This is a genomic window from Thioclava sp. ISO4, assembly GCF_058105145.1.
On record NZ_CM176571.1, the window covers coordinates 3439024 to 3460532 of the forward strand.

The window sequence follows — 21509 nt, forward strand, 5'->3', positions numbered from 1 at the left end:
CAAGGATTAGGGCGGACGATCTGCGCCACTCGACGGGCAATGCTGCGGCTCCCGCCCCACAACGGCGGATTTCATGACCCGGTCGGGGGCGTTCGGGGGGTGACCTCGCCCCTCGTTGCGCTAAGGTCGAGGGAAAAGCAGGTATTACGGGGGCAGCAATGCGGGCAATTTCACGGACAGTTTCGATCGTCGTCGGCGCCAGCCTCACCGGCATGCTCTGGACCGGCACGGCTTGGGCCGAAGCCTGGGTGCAGATCGAGGCGAAAAGCTCGCTTGCCCAAGCCGAAGCGCGCGCCCGCGACTGGGCGGGCATGTTCCCCGACACGACCGGTTTCCGGCTCGATTCCGGTTGGTATGCGATCGCGCTCGGCCCCTTTGCCGATGATGCGGAGGCGAATGCGCGCCGCCGGGTTCTGCGCCGCGAGGGGCTGATCCCGCGCGACAGTTTCGTAGCCGATGGCAACAACTTCCGCCAGCAGTTCTGGCCGGTTGGCGCGACCCTGAACGCCCCCGCGCAGGCGCCCGAACAGCCCGCCCCGCAGGCCGACACCCAAAGCGACGTGCGCGGCGCGCCGATGCCCGCCCCGATCGACGTGGAGCCGCTGGACGGGCCGGATGCGACCGCGCAATCGGATGGCCAGACCACGCCCCCGGACACGCCTGCGCAAGACACCGCAACCGCGCCTGAGCCGGTGAGCCCCGACGCCACAGCCGCCGCCCCCGCCCCGCAAGAGGTCACGCCCGCGCCAGAACCGGTCGAGACGCTGCGGGACTCGCGTCGACTGGAGGCTGCGCTCGATCCGCAGACCAAGCGCGACATCCAGACAGCTCTGGAATGGGAAGGCAGCTATCAGGGCGCTATCGACGGGATTTTCGGCCGCGGTACGCGCAGCTCGATCGCCGACTGGCAGATGAAGAACGATTACGAGCCGACCGGCGTGCTGTCCTCGACCCAGCAGGCGGCGCTTCTGGACAAGGTCGCCTCCGAGCGCGCGGCGCTGGGGCTGCAGACCGTGACCGAAGATCAGGCCGGCATCCGGATCGACCTGCCGATGGGGCTGGTGAAATTCGACCGCTACAACGCGCCCTTCGTGAATTACACGCCCAAGGATGGCAGCGGCGTGCAGGTTCTGCTGATCTCGCAGCCCGGCGATGCGGCGCGGCTGCGCGGCCTCTATGACGCGATGCAGACGCTCGAAATCGTACCGACGGGGGGCGAGCGCAACATCCGCGGCAACAGCTTCACCATCGAAGGCCAGAACAGCGCGGTGCAGTCCTACACCCATGCGGAACTCTCGCGTGGGCAGATCAAGGGTTTCACGCTGGTCTGGCCCGCCGGGAACGACAAGCGCAGGGCCCGCGTGCTCGACGCGATGAAAAAGAGCTTCACGCCCATCGGGACCTCGTCGCTCGACGCGACGCTCGGCCAGCCGATGTCGGTGACGCGGGCCGCCCTGATGGCAGGCATCGAGAAGCGCGCGCCGATCTTCTCGCGCTCGGGCTTCTTCATCGATGCCGATGGCCATGTGCTGACCGCCGCCGAGGGGCTCGACCAATGCGGGCGGATCACCATCGAGGATCACCCTGCGTCGCTCAGCTTCGACGGCGGCGCCAAGGGCTATGCGGTTCTGACCCCGAAAGACACGCTGGCGCCGAAGGAAATCGCGAAGTTCAACCCCGATGCCCCGATGGCCGGGAGCAAAGTGGCGGTGGCGGGCTTCTCCTATCCCGAAGCGCTCTCCGCGCCGGTGCTGAATTTCGGCACCCTCTCCGCCCTCAAGGGGCTGGAAGGGCAAGACAATCAGGCCCGGATCGAGGCGCAGACCCGCGCGGGCGATGTGGGCGGACCGGTTCTCGACGGCTCCGGCGCGGTCGTGGGGATGTTGCTGCCTTCGAATGACAACGCCAACCGCGTGCTGCCCGACAACCTGACCGTCGCGCTGCAGGCGAAGGCGATGGCGCCGGGCCTGTCGGACAATGGTTTCACCCCGAAAGCGGCAGGTATCGCGGTCAACCGCGACCCCGAAGACCTGCAGCAGATCGCGGACGGGATGGTGGTGCAGATTTCCTGCTGGAAGTGATCAGCCCCGCCAGAAGCGCGGCAGCAGCAGCACGAGCACGCTCATCAGTTCGAGCCGCCCGAGGCACATTGCCGCACTCATCAGCCATTTCGCGCTGTCGGGGAAATCCGCGACCGAGCCGTTCGCGGTGATCTCCGGCCCCCAAGCGGGGCCGATATTCGCGATCGAGGTCCAGGCGGCGGTCATCGCGGTCTCGGTCCCGAGGCCGGTGAAGGTCAGCGCGATAATCAGCATCCCGAAAATCAGGATGAACAACGAGAAGAACGCCATCACCGAGTTGACCACGCTATCCTCGACCGGGCGGCCGTCATATTGCACCTTCAGCAGACGATGCGGCGAGTAGAGCCGCTGGATCTGCGCCTTGATCGCTTCGAGAAGGATCAGGTAGCGGAACACCTTGACCGAACAGGCGGTGGAGGCCGTGCAGCCCCCGATCAGCCCGGAAATCAGCAGGATCGTGAAGGCCAGATGCCCCCATTGGGTCACGTCCTCCGAGGCATAGCCCGTCCCAGTGAAGGTCGAGACCACGTTGAACGTCACCTCGCGCAGCGTCGGCCAGAAGGACGCCTCATGGCGGATCATCCGGTAGAGTACGATGATCGCGATCGCATAGCCCATCCAGCGCAGGAAGGCGCGCACCTGCGGGTCGCGCCAGAGCGGCATCGTGTCGCCGCGCATCACCTGAACGAAGCGGATGAACGGCATCGCCGCCAGCGCCATAAAGACCGAGGCCGCGTATTCCGGCGCGCCCTTATAGGTGGCGAAGCTGGCGTCGTAATTGGAAAACCCGCCCGTGCTCATCGTGGTGAGCGCATGCATGATCGCGTCGAACCCCTTCATCCCGAGGCCGAGATAGGTCAGCGCGCAGGCGATGGTCAGCCCGACATAGATGCGGATCAGCGCGGTCGAGATGTCCATCGCACGCGGCAGGATTTTCCCAAGCGTATCAAACCCTTCCGAGCGGAAGAACTGCATCCCGCCGACCTTCATCACCGGCAGGAAGATCATCGCGACGATGATGATCCCCAGACCGCCCAGCCATTGCAGCAGCCCGCGCCAGAGGTTCACCCCCGGCGGCAACCCGTCGAGATGCGGAATCGCGGTAGTGCCGGTCGTGGTCAGGCCCGACATCGCCTCGAAATAGGCATCGACCAGCGACAGATGCGGCGCACCCAGCATGAAAGGCAGCGCCCCGAAGAAGGGCAGCGTCAGCCAGACGAGCGAGGTCAGTAGAAAGCTTTGATGGATCGACAGCGTCCGGGCCAGCCCGTCGCGCGAGGCCAGCGCCAGCAGCGCCCCCGCCGTGGTCGTCAGCACCGCGCTTTCGACGAAGACCAGCCAATGCGCGGCACCATAGCCCAAATCCACCGCTGCGGGGATAAGCATCGTCAGCCCCAGCACGGATGTCAGCATTCCGATGATATATCCAACCGGGCGCAGATCGATCATGCGCCCCACCTTGCCCAGAGCGCCGGTCTAGTCAATCCCAGACGGGCCGGGACGGACTTGCAGTGGCGCAGCGTGACTTTGCAAACCCGAGCGGTTTGGTCAGTAAATTTGCCCAACTTTGCAGGTAGGCCCTTGCGCTGCGGCGCGGCAACGCTACCGTAGCGCCACTTTCGACAACAGGGAGAACGCTATGTTCAACAAGATCCTCGTGGCCAACCGTGGCGAGATCGCCATCCGAGTGATGCGCGCCGCCAACGAGCTCGGCAAAAAGACGGTCGCCGTCTATGCCGAAGAGGACAAGTTGGGCCTGCACCGTTTCAAGGCCGATGAAGCGTATCGCATCGGTGAGGGCCTCTCCCCCGTCGGCGCCTATCTCTCGATCGAGGAAATCATCCGCGTCGCCAAGGAAAGCGGCGCCGATGCGATCCACCCGGGCTATGGCCTGCTCTCGGAAAACCCCGATTTCGTCGAAGCCTGCGACGCCGCCGGCATCACCTTCATCGGCCCGAAGGCCGAAACGATGCGCGCGCTCGGCGACAAGGCCTCGGCGCGTCGGGTCGCGATCAAGGCCGACGTGCCGGTCATCCCCGCGACCGAGGTGCTGGGCGAGGATTTCGACGCGATCAAGAAAGAAGCCGCAGAGATCGGCTACCCGCTGATGCTGAAAGCCAGCTGGGGCGGCGGCGGACGCGGCATGCGCCCGATCTTGGGCGAGGACGAACTGGTCGAGAAGGTCCGCGAGGGCCGTCGCGAGGCCGAAGCCGCCTTCGGCAATGGCGAGGGCTATCTCGAGAAGATGATCATCCGCGCGCGCCACGTCGAGGTGCAGCTTCTGGGCGACACGCATGGCAATCTCTATCACCTCTACGAGCGCGACTGCACCGTACAGCGCCGCAACCAGAAGGTCGTCGAACGCGCCCCTGCCCCGTATCTCTCGGACGAACAGCGCGAAGAGGTCTGCCAGCTCGCGCTGAAGATCGGTCAGGCGGTCGGCTACGAATGTGCCGGCACGGTCGAATTCCTGATGGATATGGACTCGGACAAGTTCTACTTCATCGAGGTCAACCCGCGCGTTCAGGTCGAGCATACCGTGACCGAAGAGGTCACCGGCATCGACATCGTGCAGGCCCAGATCAAGATCGCCGAGGGCGCGACGCTGGCCGAAGCCACCCGCGCCAAGTCTCAGGACGAGATCGAACTCTCCGGCCACGCGCTGCAATGCCGTGTGACCACCGAAGACCCGCAGAACAACTTCATCCCCGATTACGGCCGCCTGACCGCCTATCGCTCGGCCACCGGCAACGGCATCCGCCTCGATGGCGGCACGGCCTATGCGGGCGGCGTCATCACCCGCTATTACGACTCGCTTCTGGTGAAGGTCACCGCCTGGGCGCAGGACCCCGATCAGGCGATCCGCCGGATGGACCGCGCCCTGCGCGAATTCCGTATCCGCGGGGTGAGCACGAATATCGACTTCGTCATCAACCTGCTCAAGCACCCGACCTTCCTCGACATGAGCTACACGACGAAGTTCATCGACACGACGCCGGAGCTGTTCGACTTCAAGCAGCGCCGCGACCGGGGCACCAAAATCCTGACCTATATCGCGGATATCACCGTGAACGGTCACCCCGAGACCGCGGGCCGCAACAAACCCCATGCCGAGGCGAAACCGCCGCGCCTGCCCGCCTTCAGGGATGAGGCAAAACCGGGCAGCCGAAACCTGCTGGAGAAGGAAGGCGCGAAGGCGGTCGCCGATTGGATGAAGGCGCAGAAGAAGCTTCTACTGACCGACACCACGATGCGCGACGGCCATCAGTCGCTGCTGGCGACCCGGATGCGCTCGATCGACATGATCAAGGCCGCCCCCGCCTATGCCTCGAACCTCAGCGACCTGTTCTCGGTCGAATGCTGGGGCGGCGCGACCTTCGACGTGGCCTATCGCTTCTTGCAGGAATGCCCGTGGCAGCGCCTGCGCGACATCCGCGAAGAGATGCCCAACATCCTGACCCAGATGCTGCTGCGCGCCTCGAACGGCGTGGGCTACACGAACTACCCCGACAACGTGGTGCAGTTCTTCGTCAAGCAGGCGGCGGAAAGCGGCGTCGACGTGTTCCGCGTCTTCGACTCGCTGAACTGGGTCGAGAATATGCGCGTCGCGATGGATGCGGTGATCGAGAGCGGCAAGATCTGCGAAGGCACGATCTGCTACACCGGCGATATCCTCGATCCCGACCGCGCCAAGTATGACCTGAAATACTATATCGGCATGGCGAAAGAGCTGGAGGCCGCGGGCGCGCATGTGCTGGGTCTCAAGGATATGGCGGGCCTGCTGAAACCCGCCGCCGCCCGCAAGCTGATCGCGGCGCTGAAGGAAGAGGTCGATATCCCGATCCACTTCCACACCCATGACACGAGCGGAATCGCGGGCGCGACCATTCTCGCGGCGGCAGATGCTGGCGTCGACGCGGTGGATGCGGCGATGGACGCCTTCTCGGGCGGCACCTCGCAACCCTGTCTCGGCTCGATCGTGGAGGCGCTGGCCCATACCGAGCGCGACACCGGCCTCGATATCCACGCGATCCGCATGATGTCGAACTATTGGGAGGCCGTGCGCCACCAATATGCGGCCTTCGAGAGCGGCCTCGAAGCCCCGGCCTCCGAGGTCTATCTCCACGAGATGCCCGGCGGCCAGTTCACCAACCTCAAGGCGCAGGCGCGCTCGCTGGGGCTGGAAGAGCGCTGGCACGAGGTGGCCCAGGCCTATGCCGACGCCAACCAGATCTTCGGCGATATCGTGAAGGTTACGCCGTCCTCGAAAGTCGTGGGCGACATGGCGCTGATGATGGTCGCGCAGGGGCTGTCGAAGGAAGACGTGCTCGACCCGGCCAAGGACGTCTCCTTCCCGGATTCGGTGATCGACATGATGCGCGGCAATCTCGGCCAACCGCCCGGCGGCTGGCCCGAGGGGGTTGTGAAGAAGGTGCTCAAGGGCGAGCGTCCCTCGACCGAGCGCCCCGGCAAGAACCTGCCCCCGGTCGATCTGGAAGCCGCCCGCAAGGAGGTCTCCGATCAGCTCGACGGGCGCGAAATCGACAATGAGGATCTCGCGGGCTACCTGATGTATCCCAAGGTCTTCACCGATTACGCGAGCCGCCACGAAGCCTATGGCCCGGTGCGCACCCTGCCCACCCCGGTCTTCTTCTACGGGATGGAGCCGCAGGACGAGATCTCCGCCGAGATCGACCCCGGCAAGACGCTCGAAATCCGCTATCTCACCACCGGCGAGACCGACGAGTTGGGCGAGGTGAAGGTCTATTTCGAACTCAACGGCCAGCCCCGCGCCGTGCGCGTCCCGAACCGCGCGGTGAAGGCGACGACGGCAGCGAAGCCGAAGGCCGAGGCGGGCAATGCGAACCATATCGGCGCGCCGATGCCGGGCTCGATCGCCTCGATCGCGGTCAATGTCGGCCAGAAGGTGAAGCCGGGCGATATGCTCCTGACCATCGAAGCGATGAAGATGGAGACGGGCATCCATTCCGACCGCGAAGCCACGGTGAAGGCGATCCATGTCTCGCCGGGCGCCCAGATCGACGCGAAGGATCTTCTGATCGAGCTGGAGTAATCCGCGATCCCCAAAACAAAAACGCGCGCCGAGGCCCCGCCCCGGCGCGCGTTTCGTTCATCGGCCAGATCAGACCCTGAACGTCGTTGGCGACACGGAGACCCCTGTTTCTTGTCGACCGCCCTACGGGCAGCGTTGACAAGGCCGTCCGGGATTATAGGATCGTAACGAATCTTACCGGCATCTTAATCTATTCATTATTTTCAGAAAGATTTGTGAATGACGACGATTAGAGCGGAGTCCGACTGCGCGAAAGCAGGAGTCAATTTCGAAAAAATCTCACGCTGGCAATATCTCCTGACACAACGTGAGATTACGGACACGCTCCTGAAGCGTTACAGTTTCGGCGGCTGGCACCTTCATGTCGGCGACGGTGTGTGCGTTTCGAAGCTGGAAGACGCCAAGGGCCGTGCGATCGGCCTTTTCATCGGCATCGGTGTCGATAACGAGACCTTGGTGAAGGGCACTCACCAAATCGCGTTACTGGATTTGGATCGCGATAGCTTCTTCGAGGATTTCGAAGACTGGCTCTTTTACGTTTCCGGTCGGTATAATGTGTTTATTGCCAAAGGCGTTTCAAAACGGTTTTACAGTGACGCAGTCGGCATGAATGGCATGGTCTATGACCGTGAAGAGCGACAGGTCGCTTCAAGCCTTGCCCTTTGCATCGAACGCGATGCGAAACCTCATCCGCTATACGACCATTCTCTCATCGAGCGCGGCGAAGGCAATTACAGCCTGTTCCACACTTACGATAAGGATGTCCGTCGCGGTAATCCGAATTTTTATCTCGATTTCAATGACTTTTCCGAAACTCGCTTTTGGCCGCGCGACGAGGATTTCACGACAGATCGATCGCATGATGAAATCTATGGAGAAATAATTCAACGAACATCGAAGGTTATCGAGGAGATCAACGCCAACTTCAAAACTGCGCTCCCATTATCGGGAGGGCAGGATAGCCGCTTACTCGCTTCGATATCGCGCACGAACCTCGCGGGCTTCGACCAATTTTTCACGCATATCCATAATTACGCGAGCAGGATCGACGCAACGATCGCTGGAACACTTGCGAAGGTCCTGCAGGTCGACCATGAGATCCACGACAAGCGGACTATCAAGGTCTCTGAAGAGGATGTTTCGCGGTTCGAAGCCGAATTCCATGCCGCGCTCGGGTTCAAGAAAAAGCTGACCCGAGAAGTCGCTCATGGGCTGCATGAATGCCTCGAGGATAGGATGGTGATCCTGCGCGGCCACCAAACCGACTTGTTGCGTGCCGTGTTCATCGACAAGCTGGGCGAGGACGGACGAAATAACCTGCGCTGGCAAGTCAAACGTCTACTGATCGTTCCGGGCAAAGCGTTCGACCGCAAGACATACAGGACGTTTCTACCCGAGTATCAGAACTGGGTCGAAACGCTTCCGGAAAACGCTGCGGAACGCCAAGTCGACCTTATGTTCCTCGAAATTTACTACAGCTCGACAATCGGGCTCATTTTCCCCGCACTTACGCGGAATTTCTTCATGTCGCCCTTCAACAGTCGACATTTGATATCCCTGTCTCTTTCAATCGAAGAAGGCTATCGCAAAAACAGCTTTGCCGTTAACGATATTATTTTCCAGGTCGATCCTGATCTTCACGACATCCCCTTCGATTATGAATTTGGCGGTGGCGATCTAGGGCGTATCGAGGACCAACAGGCGATGGCGGAGCTGACAGCCGCGCGCCGAAAAGCCAGCGAAACGCGCGTCGCACTCAGGACGCAGCACCCAGATTTGGCGGCGTCCGAGGACGTCCTTGTGCCCTGAGCGACAAGCTCGCGCATGAAGCTCGAGGGACAAAGGTCACTGTCGACGGCTGGACCTCACACTCGCGGCGTCACAACAGGTCTCCGCACGCGTCCAGTCTTGAGGCGTCGTCATTTGCGTGATGCGCCACCGACAACCGTCTGCACGTTCTTCAGATGGCGAAGGAGGTGCCTCCCTCTTTTTACGATCTCTTGTCGCAATTCGGCTGCGAAGAGGCGGCGCCCCCTGCCCCGGCCTGGATCGTCTGAACCGGCTTGCAGGAGCCCCAGGCCGTTTCGACCCGATACCCCTGCGGGCGCATCGAAATCGACGCCTGGCGATTGGACTTGACGAGGGTCACGCGAAATTCGATCCGCGGTGCGTAATGGTTCACCTTCGACTCGAGCCTCTTGACCGTCCAACCGAAGGTCGTGCGCTTCGGATTGTCGACCATGACCTGAACCGGCTGCGGCTTGAGGTGGTAATAGTTGAGGAACTGGTCGAAGACCTGCCAATCCTGCCCGGGCTCACGAAACAGGTCGAGGTGGTGCGGCGTCGAAGTCGACAAGTGGCCTGTGTTGAAAAGGCAGTCGACCAGCTCGGTGCCGACCGGCAGTTTTAGCTGCGTGTTCTGGGCCAGAACCGGGCCGCTGAGACAGGTTGCGCAAAGAGAAAGAAAGAAGAAACGGAGCATATGGCCTCAAAAAATGACACGGGCGCAGCACCGCCCGCATCATACGAAACCACTGGCCTGAGATTAAAATAGATCGCTGCCCTCGCGGGCGGAAACTTCAAGCAATCCCATAACATAGCCCGCAACAGAGCGGAAAGACACAAGCGAGAGAGCATCCTCGTCCGACCGCCAGAAGGCGGCGGCGACCTGCGCGGTGCGGGAGCGGCGGATCTCGCCTACTGGCAGGGTCGCGATATCGGCGGGCGAGAGCTTCATCACCACCTGATCCGCCTTCGGGCCGCGGATGGTAAACATCGCGCGGGCGTCGGAGACGTTGACGACCAGCGCGTGATCCCCGGCAAGCGCCTTGGCCAGCCGGTCGGTCAGCGCGGGCGCCTCGTCATGGGCGCAGATCAGCAACAGCTCATCCGGGCTCATCCAAGCGATCGAGCGCCCATCGACAGTCTCGATCCGGCGCGGGCCGGGGACGGGCAGTCCCTCGGCTTTAAGCGCCTTGGCGAGCCCCTTGGCCCCCAGGTCGGAACGGATCGAGATCATGCCCACCAGCCCGGCCTCGGACACGGTGACGAAACCTTCGTGGGTCTGGCCCGAAAGGGCGCTGACGGCCTCAGACATTCTGCTTCTCCCCGTCCTTATCGTAGAAGACCGGATCGACGATCCGCGCCTTGACCATTTCCTCGCCCTCACCGGTGAACTCGATCACCTCGCCCATCCGGTCGGGCCCGTTCAGCACCAGCCCCATCGCGATCCCCTTGCCGATCGTCGGCGAGTAATAGGTCGAGGTGACACGGCCTTGCGTGTTGCGCTGGCCGTTGGCGTTGAACCCGTCGGCGGGTGCGTGGCTGCCATCGGGGATCACCGAGCCGTCGAGCGTCTCGAGGCCGACCAGCTTCCAGCGGTTCGGGTCGGTCATGTGGCTGCGCTCTTGCGCGCGCTTGCCCAGATAGTCGGCCTTCTTCTTCGAAAGCGCCCAGTTCAGCCCCAGATCCTGCGGGATCACGGTGCCGTCGGTCTCGTCGCCGATCATGATGAAGCCCTTCTCGGCGCGCATCACATGCAGCGCCTCGGTGCCGTAGGGCATGACGCCAAGCGCCTCGCCCTCGGTCATGAGCGCCTTCCACAGCGCGAGGCCTTGGCTCGCGGGCACCGCGACCTCGTAGCTCAGCTCGCCCGAGAAGGAGATGCGGAAGATGCGCGCGTCGAAAGCGCCCAGCTTGCCCTCGGTCCATTTCATGAAGGGCAACGCCTCTTTCGAGAGGTCCATGCCGCCCAAACGCTCCAGCAGTTCGCGCGATTTCGGGCCGACGACGGCGATCTGGGCGTATTGCTCGGTCAGGTTGGCCGTATAGACCTTCCAGTCCCACCACTCGCATTGCAGCCAGTCTTCCATCCAGCCGTGGATGTGATCGGCCCCGCCCGAGGTCGTGTGGCACAGCCACGTATCCTCGTCGAGCCGCGCCACGACCCCGTCATCCATCAGGAAGCCGTTCTCGTTGCACATCAGCCCGTAGCGGCATTTGCCCACCGGCAGGGTCGACATCATGTTGGTGTAGAGCATGTCGAGGAATTTCCCCGCATCGGGCCCTTTCACCACGATCTTGCCCAGCGTCGAGGCGTCGAGCATGCCCACATTCTTGCGGGTATTGCTGATCTCGCGATTGACCGCGTCGCGATGGCTCTCGCCCGATTTCGGGTAGCAATAGGGGCGACGCCAATGGCCAACCGGTTCCCAATGCGCGCCCTTGGCCTCGTGCCAGGACTGGATCGGGGTGCGGCGCAGCGGCTGGAACAGCTCGCCTTTGGCCTCCGCCGTCACAGCGCCGAGCGAGATCGGCGTGTAGGGCGGGCGGAAGGTGGTGGTGCCAGTGGCCGGGATCGGTTGGCCAAGCGCATCCGAGAGGATTGCGAGCCCGTTGATATTGCTCAGTTTCCCCTGATCGGTCGCCATGCCGAGCGTGGTGTAGCGCTTGGTATGTTCGACCGACTCGTAGCCCTCGCGGGCGGCGAGTTGCACGTCGGAGACCTTCACGTCGTTCTGGTAGTCGAGGAAGCTCTTGAAGCGCAGCGCGTCGGGCGCGCCCGCCGGCATCATCCAGACCGGGGCGAGCGGCGCTTCTTCCTCGGAGGCTGCGCCGATACCCAGACCGCCCATCGCCTCGGAGAGCGTCAGATCGCCATTGGCGGCCCCCACGACCGTCGCCATGCCGGTTCCGTCCGCGCCGGTCGGCGGACGGTTGGGATCGGGGCGGAACATCGCGCGCGCATCGTCCCAGGTCAGCTTGCCGCCGCAATGGGACCACAGATGCACGACCGGCGACCAGCCGCCCGACATCGCGACGCAATCGCAGTCGATCATCTCGACCGCACCGCCCTCGCCTGCCTGTGCGCAGATCTCGACGCCGGAGACGCCCTTGCGGCCCAGCACTTTCGCGATGCCGCGCCCTTCGAGCACGCGCACGCCGCGCGCCTTCACGGCTTCGGGCAGCGCGCCATGGGTTTCTTCGCGCGCATCGACCACGGCCGAGACCGTCAGGCCCGCATCGAGGATCGCGAGCGCCGTGCGATAGGCGTCGTCATTGTTGGTCACGAGCACCGTGCGATCGCCGGGCGAGACCGCCCAGTTCACGATATAGTCGCGCACCGCCGAGGCCAGCATCACGCCCGGCACGTCATTGCCCGCGAAGGCCAGCGGGCGTTCGATCGCGCCGGTCGCGGTGATCGTGTGGCCCGCTCGGATGCGCCAGAGACGGTGGCGCGGACGGCCATCGCCGGGGGTGGTGTCGGCGAGGTTCTCGTAGCCGATGACATAGCCATGATCGTGCAGACCCGCTGCCATCAGGCGGGTGCGCATCGTGACATTCTTCATCGAGGACAGCTCGACCAGCGCGCTGTCGATCCAGTTCTGCGCGTCATGACCGTCGATCTGACCGCCATCGACCGGCGTGCGCCCGCCCCAGTTCGGGGTCTGCTCGATCAGCCAGACCCGCTTGCCCGCGCGGCCCTCTTTCAGCGCCGCGGCGAGACCCGCCACGCCGCCGCCCACGACGAGCACGTCGCAATGGGCATAGACCTGTTCGTAGCGATCCGGGTCGGCCTCTTTCGGCACGCCGCCCAAGCCCGCCGATTTGCGGATGATAGGCTCGAACAGGTGTTTCCACGCAGCGCGCGGCGCCATGAAGGTCTTGTAGTAGAAACCCGCAGGCAGGAATTTGTAGAAGGTGTTGTTGATCTCGCCGATATCGAAGTCGAGCGACGGCCAGTGGTTCTGGCTGGTGGTCTCGGCGCCTTCGAACAGCTCGGTCGTGGTGGTGCGCTGATCTGGCTCGAACCGCGCGTTGCGACCCAGACCGACGAGCGCGTTCGGCTCTTCCGCGCCGGACGCCACGATGCCGCGCGGACGGTGATACTTGAACGACCGGCCCACCATGACCTGACCGCCGCCCAACAGCGCCGAGGCCAGCGTATCGCCCGCAAAGCCACGCATCGGCTTGCCGTTGAAGGTGAAGGCGAGCGGTTTGGCGCGGTCGATCAGACGACCACCCTTGGAAAGACGCGTGCTCATTTATAGCCCTCCCAGTCGGGGCGTTTCGCTTTGATCTTCGCGATCACATCGGCGGGGGGCTCGGTGGTCTGCGCCTTGTAGGCGGCGAAAACCTCGAGCGTGTTGGTGTCGCGTGCAGCCAGGAACCACTTGCCGCAGCCATAGGCATGCCGCCAGCGCTCGAAATGGACGCCTTTGGGGTTCTTGCGGGCGAACAGGTAGCCCTCGAACTCGTCATCCGACGAGCCCGGCCCGAAGCGCTTGAGATGCGCTTCGCCGCCCGGGGCGAATTCGGTTTCCTCGGCGGTGACGCCGCAGCAGGGACAGGTGAGGGTCAGCATTTGGGATGCACCTCGCAGTTGGAGAGCGCCGGGGGCTCTGCCCCCGGACCCCCGGGATATTTGAGCCAAGAGGAAGGAGTAAGGGAGGTCATCAGTGCGCCACCCCTGCGGCGACGCTTTCGTCGATGAAGCGGCCTTCACGGAAGCGGTCGAGCCCGAATTGGTCGGTCAGCGGCGAGTGGCCGCGCGCGATCAGCTCGGCCATGCCATAGCCCGAGCCCGGGATCGCCTTGAACCCGCCGGTGCCCCAGCCGCAATTGACGAAGATGCCCTCGACCGGCGTTTTCGACAGGATGGGCGAGCGGTCGCCGGTCATGTCGACGATGCCGCCCCATTGGCGCAGCATCTTGAGGCGCGAGATGATCGGGAAGGTCTCGACCAGCGCGCGGGTGGTTTCCTCGACATGGTGCCACGAGCCGCGTTGGGTGTAGTTGTTGAACCCGTCCGTGCCGCCGCCGATCACCATCTCGCCCTTGTCGGATTGCGACATGTAGCCATGCACGGTGTTGGCCATCACGACCACATCCATGCAGGGCTTGATCGGCTCGGAGACCCAGGCCTGCAGCGCCACGCTCTCGATCGGCAGACGGAAGCCCGCCATTTCGGCCATGACCGAGGAGTGCCCCGCGACGACGATGGCGAGCTGTTCGCAGTCGATCTCGCCCTTGCTGGTCGAGATGCCCTGCACCTTGCCGCCCTCGGTGCGCACGCCGGTCACTTCGCATTTCTGGATGATATCCATACCCATGTCCGAGCAGGCCCGCGCATAGCCCCAGGCCACCGCATCGTGCCGTGCCGTGCCGCCGCGCTTTTGCAGCAGCGCGCCCAGAACCGGGTAGCGCGGCCCGTCGATATTGATGATCGGCACGAGATCCTTGACCTGCTGCGGTCCGATCCATTCGGTGTCGATGCCCTGCAGGCGGTTGGCGTGCACCGTGCGCTTGTAGCCGCGCACCTCATGCTCGGTCTGACCCAGCATCAGAAGACCGCGCGGCGAGAACATCACGTTGTAGTTCAGATCCTGGCTCAGATCCTCGTAAAGCGCGCGGGCTTTCTCGTAGATCGCGGCCGAGGGATCCTGCAGGTAGTTCGAGCGGATGATCGTGGTGTTGCGGCCGGTATTGCCGCCGCCCAGCCAGCCTTTCTCGATCACCGCGACATCGGTGATGCCATGCACCTTGCCGAGGTAATAGGCGGTGGCGAGGCCATGCCCGCCCGCCCCTACGACGATGACCTTGTAGCGTTTCTTCGGCTCGGGCGAGCGCCAGGCTCGCTCCCAACCGCGATGGAAGCGCATCGCCTCACGCGCAACGGCAAACATCGAATAGCGTTTCATGAGCGCGCCTCCGAGCAGTCTCGACTCTATCGCCTTTGTGATGGACCGGGGCGGCGGACGAAAGCCCCCCTGTTGCGGCATCGCAGGGAAAAAAGCGACATGGGCCTGCGACATCGGGTTCCATTCACGCGCTAGACCCTTTCGGCGCGGCCTCATCTCGCCTAAATGGGGAACGAAGGATGAGGAGACGCCATGCTGTTCTGGATTATCGCCGCCGCGCTCGTCGCGGTCATCGCGCTTTTGTTCGCCCTCGCGCTGTTGCGCGGGCGCGGCGAGGACGAGATGGCCCCCGCCGCCGCTTACGATGTGCAGGTCTATCGTGACCAGCTGCGCGATCTGGAGCGCGACGTCGAACGCGGCGTCACCTCTCGCGAGGAAGCTGACCGCGCCAAGCTGGAAATTTCGCGCCGGATGCTCGAGGCCGACCGCAAGGCGCAGGCGGGCTCCGATCTGGGCCGTGCGCCGAAAGGGGCGACCATCGCAGTCGTGCTTGGCGGCGTGGTGATTTTCGGCGGGGCATTCGCGCTTTACGATTACATCGGTCAGGGCGGCTACGAAGACCAGCCGATCGGCGTGCGTCTTGCAGATGCCGACAAGCTCTATGACAGCCGCCCCTCGCAGGCCGAGGCCGAGAAGGTCGCGAAAACGCGTGCGACCCCCCCATCCAATCCCGATCCGCAATTCCTCGCACTGATGAAGAAGCTGCGCGAAGCGGTGGCGAAAAAGCCCAACGATCCGAAAGGTCTCGAACTGCTGGCGCGCAACGAGGCGACTCTGGGCAACTTCGATGCCGCGTGGAAGGCGCAACAGCGTCTCGTCGCGATCAAGGGCGATTCTGCGACGGCGCAGGATTACGCCGAGCTGGGCGACATGATGGCCGTGGCCGCAGGCGGGATGATCACGCCTGAGGCGGAGAAAGTCTTCGCGACCGCGCTGAAGATGGATCCGAAGAACGGGCTGTCGCTCTATTATGTCGGCCTGATGATGCTGCAGAACGGGCGTGCCGACCGGGCGTTCCGCTTCTGGGACAGCGCGTTGCGCAACTCGGAGAATAGCGACCCTTGGGTGCCGATGATGCGGCAGGGCATCAACGAGCTGGCCTGGCTCGCGGGCGAGAAGGACTACACCCCGCCCAGACCGCGCGGCGCCCCCGGCCCGTCGCAGGCCGATGTCGCGGCGGCGGCGGATATGTCGCCCGAGGCCCGTCAGGACATGATCCGTTCGATGGTGGAGCGGCTGAACGACCGGCTCGCGCAGGAAGGCGGCAGCGCGGATGATTGGGCACGTCTGATTTCGTCGCTGCGCATGATCGGCGAGGTCGACCGTGCCGATGCGATCTATGGCGAAGCGAAGGGCAAATTCGGCTCGCGCCCGGAAGATATGGCGAAGATCGACGCGGCCCATCAGGCCCCGGCCGGCCAGGCGCTCAAGGATATGGGCGGCGCCTCCGCGGGGCAAAGCGCACCGCAAGCGGCACCCGCCCTGCCGGGCCCGAGCGCCCAGCAGATGAAGGACGCGCAGTCCATGACGCCCGAGGAGCGTCAGCAGATGATCCAGGGCATGGTCGATGGTCTATTTGACCGGCTGACCACCGACGGCGGCACGCCGCAGGAATGGGCCCGCGTGATCTCGTCGCTCGCCACGCTGGGTCAAACGGACCGCGCCAAGGAAGCCTGGGGCGAGGCGCAGCAGGCGCTGGCCGACAACCCGGATGCGCTGGCTCAGGTCGAGGCGGCGGCGAAATCGGCAGGTGTGGCGGAATGATCTGCGAGACGATCGAAGAGTTCGCCGAAGCGATCCCCCGCATGGGCGGGGTCGCGGGGCTCGATCTGGGCACCAAGACCATCGGCGTCGCGGTGTCCGACGGGCTGCGCTCGGTCGCGACGCCGCTCTCGACGATCAAACGCAAGAAATTCGGCGTCGACGCCGAGGCGCTTCTGAAGATTGTGGCGGAGCGCGAGCTGAAGGGTCTGATCCTCGGCCTGCCGAAGAACATGGACGGGACCGAGGGCGCGCGCTGCCAATCGACCCGCGCCTTCGCCCGCAACCTCACCCGCCTCACCGATCTGCCGATCGGCTACTGGGACGAACGGCTGAGCACGGTCGCCGCCGAGCGCGCGATGCTGGAGGCCGACATGTCGCGCGCCAAACGCGCCGAGGCGATCGACCACGTCGCGGCCAGCTTCATCCTGCAAGGCGCGCTGGATCGGCTGCGCTATCTGGGGGCGGCATGAACAATCCTTCCGACAGCGACGGCATCTGGAAACGCGCCGAGATCGAGAGCCCCTGCGTCAAGCTCTGCCAGATCCACCCCGAGGCGCGGATCTGCATCGGCTGCTACCGCACGATGGAAGAAATCGGCGCATGGTCGCGGATGACGCCCGAAGCGCGCCGCGAAGTGATGGCGGAACTGCCCGAGCGCGCGCCGCAACTGCGCAAACGCCGGGGCGGACGCGCAGGCCGACAAGACCGCTGAGCGCTTAAGCGCCGGCCTCTTTCGCCGGGAAAACGAAGCAGCGATCGCGGCGGATCATCAACCACATCGGCGTGCCGGGCTTCGGAAGGAAGACGTTGGGGACGCTGGCGCGCAGAATCGTGCCGTCGAAATCCATCCGGAACTCGACGAGGCTCTCGCGGCCCAAGAAGCGCGCGCGTTCGACCACGCCACGCGCGGGCGTGCCGTCCTGCGGCGTCGGGGCCGGGCCGCGCCCTGCCCGGTCGAAATCGATCTTCAGATGCTGCGGGCGGATCACGATGTCGATCTCGGTCCCGTCCGCATGGCCCGGCGTCAGGAAATCGCCAAAGGGTGTCACGGTCAGCGCGTCCTGCACCTGCCCCTTGAGCACGTTCACATCCGAGAAGAACGCCGCCGCAGCCCGGTCCACCGGCGCGTTGTAAAGGTTATAGGGCGCGCCGCGCTGCACGATCTTCCCGCCGCGCATCAGCAGGATCTCATCGGCCATCCGCATCGCCTCATGCGGCTCATGCGTGACCAGCAGAACAGCCGTGTTTTCCTCTTTCAGAAGCGCCAGGGTCTCGTCGCGGATATCGTCGCGCAGGCGCTCGTCCAGCCCCGAGAAAGGCTCGTCCATCAAAAGGATACGCGGCCGGGGCGCCAACGCACGCGCCAGCGCCACGCGCTGCTGCTCACCGCCCGATAGCCCGTGCGGATAGCTGTCGCGATGCCGCGTGAGCCGCACCTTCTCGAGCAATTCCGTCACGCGGGCGCGCTTCGCCGCCGCATCGCCTTTGAGGCCGAAGGCGATATTCTCGGCCACCGTCAGATGCGGAAACAGCGCGAAGTCCTGAAACATCAGCCCGATCGCGCGTTGCTCGGGCGGGATGCGGAACACCGTGTCGCAGATCAGCTTGCCATCGACGTAGATCTCGCCCGTATCCTGCATGTCGACGCCCGCGATCAGCCGCAGCGTCGTCGACTTGCCGCAGCCTGAAGGCCCCAGCAGACAGGTCACCTGCCCTGCGGGGATCGCGAAGGACACGTCATCGACGACGGCCCGCCCGTCGAACACGCGGCCAAGCGCGCGAACTTCGAGGCGCGGAGGGGGTAATTGTGCGCTCATACAGCGAAATCTCGACCGAAAGTGTCAGGCAATGCAGGGCGGGAGATAACAGCCCCCCGCCCTCCAAGCAAGCCCGGTAGGCCCGGCAGACCCGGCTTAGATCGAGATGTTGTTCAGCCCGCCATCGAGCATCACGTTCTGCCCGACCATGAACCCAGCATGAACCGAACACATGAAAGCGCAGGTCGCCCCGAATTCCTCGGGCGTGCCGTAGCGGCCTGCCGGGATCGTCGCCTCGCGCTGCGCCTTCGCCTCCTCGACCGAGATGCCCTTCGCCTTCGCCGCCCCGGTATCGAGCGATACCGCGCGGTCGGTCGCGTGCAGACCCGGCAGCAGGTTGTTGATGTTCACGCCATATTCGGCGACCTGCCGCGAGGTGCCCGCAACGAAACCCGTCAGGCCCGACCGCGCAGAGTTCGACAGGCCGAGCTGCGCGATCGGCGCACGCACGGATTGCGAGGTGATGTTGACCACCCGGCCCCAGCGCTGCTCGATCATGGCAGGCAGAACCGCCTGCATCATCGCGATCGGGGCCAGCATATTGGCATCGAGTGCCGCGATGAAATCGTCACGCGACCAGTCGCGCCAGTTGCCCGGAGGCGGCCCGCCCGCATTGGTCACCAGAATATCGACCTCGCCCGCTTCGCTCAGCACCGCCGCCCGGCCCTCGGGCGTGGTGATGTCGGCAGCCACGGGCGTCACGGTCACGCCGGTCGCGGCCATGATCTCGTTCGCGGTCGCGGCCAGCGCATCAGCGCCGCGCGCGTTCAGCACGATCTCGACGCCCGCCTGCGCAAGCGCCATCGCGCAGCCCCGTCCAAGCCCTTTCGACCCCGCACATACGATCGCCTTGCGGCCCTTGATCCCAAGATCCATCGCGCCCTCTCCTTTTCAGTCATTCTCCGGCGTGCTCCGGCCGGGCCCGCGCGCGAAACGCCGCGCGCCACCCTGCCAGCTTCGCCTCGGACAGTAGCTTGCGCGCGGGGGAGGACAAGCGCGCTGTCGCCGCTTGACCATCGGGAGCGGCCCGCGGTAAGCCGATGCGATCCATCAGTTTCAGACGGCCCGGCAGGGCGAGGAAGAGCGCGTGTCAAACCCGAGCCAGATCGTTCACGTCTTCGAGGCCGAGGATATCTGGGTCACCTCCGGGGCCAATCAGGGCGACGCGCTCGGTCTTGCCGAAGACTGCGAACCCGGCGACATCTATCAGCTTCATCGCGCCGCCAAACCGCGTCGCCTCGTGCTGGCCCAGCAAGGCACCGCGCCGACCGTGGCGCAAGGCTCCGAGATCGGCGCGCCGGGCGATGCGCTCGCGCTGATCGCGCGGCACCTGCTGATCACGCCCGAGGGCGACACGGTCGACATCCTGATGATCCGCCACGACGCAACGGACGCGCTTTATGCGCTGCCGCTTTCGCCGATGGCGGCGCGCTTCGATTACACGCTGCTGGAAGCCAGCGAAGATCCCGGCGAGGCGCTGCTGTCGGACCTCGTCTGCGTGGCCTTCACCACCGGGACGATGATCACGCTGGCAGGTGGCGCGCAGATGCCGATCGAGCAACTGACGCCGGGCGCGCGGGTGCTGACCCGCGACAATGGCCCGCAACCGGTGAAGCTGGTGGCGAAGGCGACGATGCGCGCGCTGGGATCTTTCGCGCCGGTCGTGATTTCGGCGGGTGTGCTGGGCAATGAGGGCGATCTGGTGATCTCGCCCCATCACCGCGTGTTCCTCTATCGCCGCGGCGTGCACAAGCTCGGCGACACGTCGGAAATCCTCGTGCAGGCCAAGCACCTCGTCGATGGCGAGAATGTCTGGCAGCGCGAGGGCGGTTTCGTCGATTACTACGCGCTGGTCTTCGACCGGCACGAAATCATCTATGCCGAGGGCATCCCGGTGGAGAGCCTGATGGTCTCGGAGGCAACGCTCTCGCTGCTTCCCGAGGAACTGGGGCGCGAGATCTCGAACCGCCTGCCCGACCTCGCCCATCGTCAGCATTTCGGCACGGAAGCCACGCGCGAGTTGCTGGACCGGATCGGACGCGAGAAGCTGTTCCGCAAACGCAAGGACTGAGGGTCGAGGGGGCGCTGCCCCCGCTCTTTTCTGCCCTGCGCTTCCGCTTCGGGCGTTCGGCGGGGCGTCCTTCCACCGGAAGGCCGCTGATCCCGCCTCACCCCCCGGGATATTTTTGCCAAGAGGAAGACGTTAGACGTTCAGCACGTCGAGTGCGGCGGCGTGAATCTCGGGCGATGCGGCAGCAAGCACCTGTCCGCCGCGATGGGCCGGACCGCCCTGCCAGTTGGTCACAAGACCGCCCGCCGCCTCGATCACGGCGATCGGGGCCGCGATGTCATAGGGCTGCAGCCCCGCCTCGACGACCAGATCGATCTGACCGGCGGCGAGCAGCGCATAGGCGTAGCAATCCATCCCGTAGCGCGTCAGCCGCACCTGCTGCGACAGCCGCGCGAAGGCCGCGCCTTCGTCGGGCGTGCCGACTTCGGGGAATGTGGTGAAAAGCGTCGCGCTGTCGAGCCCGCGCCCGGAGCGCACGCCGAGATCGCGCCCGCCATGCGGCCCCTCGAGCGTCGCGCGCCCGAAACCGCCGGTGAAACGCTCTCCGATATAGGGCTGGTCGATCACGCCCATCATCGGCGCGCCGGGGCCATCCGCTTCCTCGGCACAAAGCGCGATCAACACGCCCCAAGTCGGAGTGCCCGAAAGGTAGCCGCGCGTGCCGTCGATCGGGTCGAGCACCCAGGTCAGGCCACTCTCGCCACGGGTCACGCCATGCTCTTCACCGTAGATGCCGTCTTGCGGGCGGCGCTCCGCGATCAGGGCGCGCATCGCGGCCTCGGCGGAGCGGTCGGCCTCGGTCACCGGATCGAAACCGCCTTCGAGCTTGTTATCCGCACCGATCCCGCCCACGGGCCGGAACTGCGCCAGGGTCTCGCGACGGGCGCAATCGGCAAGGTCATTGGCCAGCGCGGCGAGCGCCGCGCGGGTATCGGTATCGAGATCAAGCATCGGTGTCCTCCCCGGGCCGCGCCGTCACCGCAACCGACCCCCAGAAATGAG

At 64.7% G+C, this 21509-nt stretch carries 16 protein-coding genes; 7 read left to right on the forward strand and 9 right to left on the reverse strand.

The window, feature by feature from the left end; genetic code table 11:
• Positions 1-158: 158 nt before the first annotated feature.
• Complete coding sequence (locus AC2TZ7_RS16895; protein ID WP_489865091.1) at positions 159-2081, forward strand: trypsin-like peptidase domain-containing protein; 1923 nt, start codon at positions 159-161, stop codon at positions 2079-2081.
• On the opposite strand, the gene AC2TZ7_RS16900 is transcribed toward AC2TZ7_RS16895, so the two are convergent.
• Positions 2082-3530, reverse strand: coding sequence for a TrkH family potassium uptake protein (locus tag AC2TZ7_RS16900; protein WP_489865092.1), 1449 nt, complete (start codon positions 3528-3530; stop codon positions 2082-2084).
• Between the two features lie 190 nt (positions 3531-3720).
• Between AC2TZ7_RS16900 and AC2TZ7_RS16905 the strand changes: the two genes are divergently transcribed.
• Both AC2TZ7_RS16905 and AC2TZ7_RS16910 read left to right on the forward strand, forming a co-directional pair.
• Complete coding sequence (locus tag AC2TZ7_RS16905; protein ID WP_489865093.1) at positions 3721-7155, forward strand: pyruvate carboxylase; 3435 nt, start codon at positions 3721-3723, stop codon at positions 7153-7155.
• 219 nt (positions 7156-7374) lie between these two features.
• Positions 7375-8964 carry a hypothetical protein gene (locus AC2TZ7_RS16910; protein WP_489865094.1) on the forward strand — a complete coding sequence of 530 codons (1590 nt, stop codon included), beginning with the start codon at positions 7375-7377 and terminating at the stop codon, positions 8962-8964.
• A gap of 181 nt (positions 8965-9145) precedes the next feature.
• On the opposite strand, the gene AC2TZ7_RS16915 is transcribed toward AC2TZ7_RS16910, so the two are convergent.
• The 5 genes from AC2TZ7_RS16915 to AC2TZ7_RS16935 form a co-directional block, all read right to left on the reverse strand.
• Positions 9146-9637, reverse strand: coding sequence for a hypothetical protein (locus AC2TZ7_RS16915; RefSeq protein WP_489865095.1), 492 nt, complete (start codon positions 9635-9637; stop codon positions 9146-9148).
• Between the two features lie 63 nt (positions 9638-9700).
• Positions 9701-10252, reverse strand: coding sequence for a sarcosine oxidase subunit gamma (locus tag AC2TZ7_RS16920; protein ID WP_489865096.1), 552 nt, complete (start codon positions 10250-10252; stop codon positions 9701-9703).
• Positions 10245-13199, reverse strand: a complete 2955-nt coding sequence (locus tag AC2TZ7_RS16925; protein ID WP_489865097.1) for a sarcosine oxidase subunit alpha family protein — start codon at positions 13197-13199, stop codon at positions 10245-10247. The genes AC2TZ7_RS16920 and AC2TZ7_RS16925 overlap by 8 nt, the downstream gene beginning before the upstream one ends.
• Complete coding sequence (locus AC2TZ7_RS16930; protein ID WP_489865098.1) at positions 13196-13519, reverse strand: sarcosine oxidase subunit delta; 324 nt, start codon at positions 13517-13519, stop codon at positions 13196-13198. Before AC2TZ7_RS16930 ends, AC2TZ7_RS16925 begins: the two co-directional genes overlap by 4 nt.
• A 91-nt stretch (positions 13520-13610) precedes the next feature.
• The gene (locus AC2TZ7_RS16935) at positions 13611-14855 is read right to left on the reverse strand and encodes a sarcosine oxidase subunit beta family protein (RefSeq protein WP_134330696.1); all 1245 of its coding nucleotides are present in this window, start codon (positions 14853-14855) and stop codon (positions 13611-13613) included.
• Between the two features lie 192 nt (positions 14856-15047).
• Between AC2TZ7_RS16935 and ccmI the strand changes: the two genes are divergently transcribed.
• From ccmI to AC2TZ7_RS16950, 3 genes are read left to right on the forward strand one after another with little or no spacing between them, the layout of a single operon-like run.
• On the forward strand, positions 15048-16619 hold the full coding sequence (gene ccmI / locus AC2TZ7_RS16940) for a c-type cytochrome biogenesis protein CcmI (RefSeq protein ID WP_489865099.1): 1572 nt from the start codon (positions 15048-15050) through the stop codon (positions 16617-16619).
• The gene (gene ruvX / locus AC2TZ7_RS16945) at positions 16616-17089 is read left to right on the forward strand and encodes a Holliday junction resolvase RuvX (protein ID WP_098411656.1); all 474 of its coding nucleotides are present in this window, start codon (positions 16616-16618) and stop codon (positions 17087-17089) included. Before ccmI ends, ruvX begins: the two co-directional genes overlap by 4 nt.
• Positions 17086-17331 (forward strand): DUF1289 domain-containing protein, encoded by a 246-nt coding sequence (locus AC2TZ7_RS16950; protein ID WP_078520289.1) that lies wholly within the window; start codon positions 17086-17088, stop codon positions 17329-17331. The genes ruvX and AC2TZ7_RS16950 overlap by 4 nt, the downstream gene beginning before the upstream one ends.
• A gap of 4 nt (positions 17332-17335) precedes the next feature.
• Here the strand turns inward: AC2TZ7_RS16950 and AC2TZ7_RS16955 are convergent, their stop codons facing one another.
• Entirely contained in the window at positions 17336-18436 is a 1101-nt protein-coding gene (locus AC2TZ7_RS16955) for an ABC transporter ATP-binding protein (protein WP_098411657.1), read from the reverse strand.
• Between the two features lie 96 nt (positions 18437-18532).
• Positions 18533-19312, reverse strand: a complete 780-nt coding sequence (locus tag AC2TZ7_RS16960) for an SDR family oxidoreductase (protein WP_489865100.1) — start codon at positions 19310-19312, stop codon at positions 18533-18535.
• 211 nt (positions 19313-19523) lie between these two features.
• On the opposite strand from AC2TZ7_RS16960, the gene AC2TZ7_RS16965 reads away from it, so the two are divergent.
• A complete protein-coding gene (locus tag AC2TZ7_RS16965) occupies positions 19524-20507 on the forward strand; it encodes a Hint domain-containing protein (RefSeq protein WP_489865101.1) in 984 nt (327 codons plus the stop codon).
• A gap of 132 nt (positions 20508-20639) precedes the next feature.
• Here the strand turns inward: AC2TZ7_RS16965 and AC2TZ7_RS16970 are convergent, their stop codons facing one another.
• Complete coding sequence (locus AC2TZ7_RS16970) at positions 20640-21458, reverse strand: inositol monophosphatase family protein (RefSeq protein WP_489865102.1); 819 nt, start codon at positions 21456-21458, stop codon at positions 20640-20642.
• Positions 21459-21509: the final 51 nt, after the last annotated feature.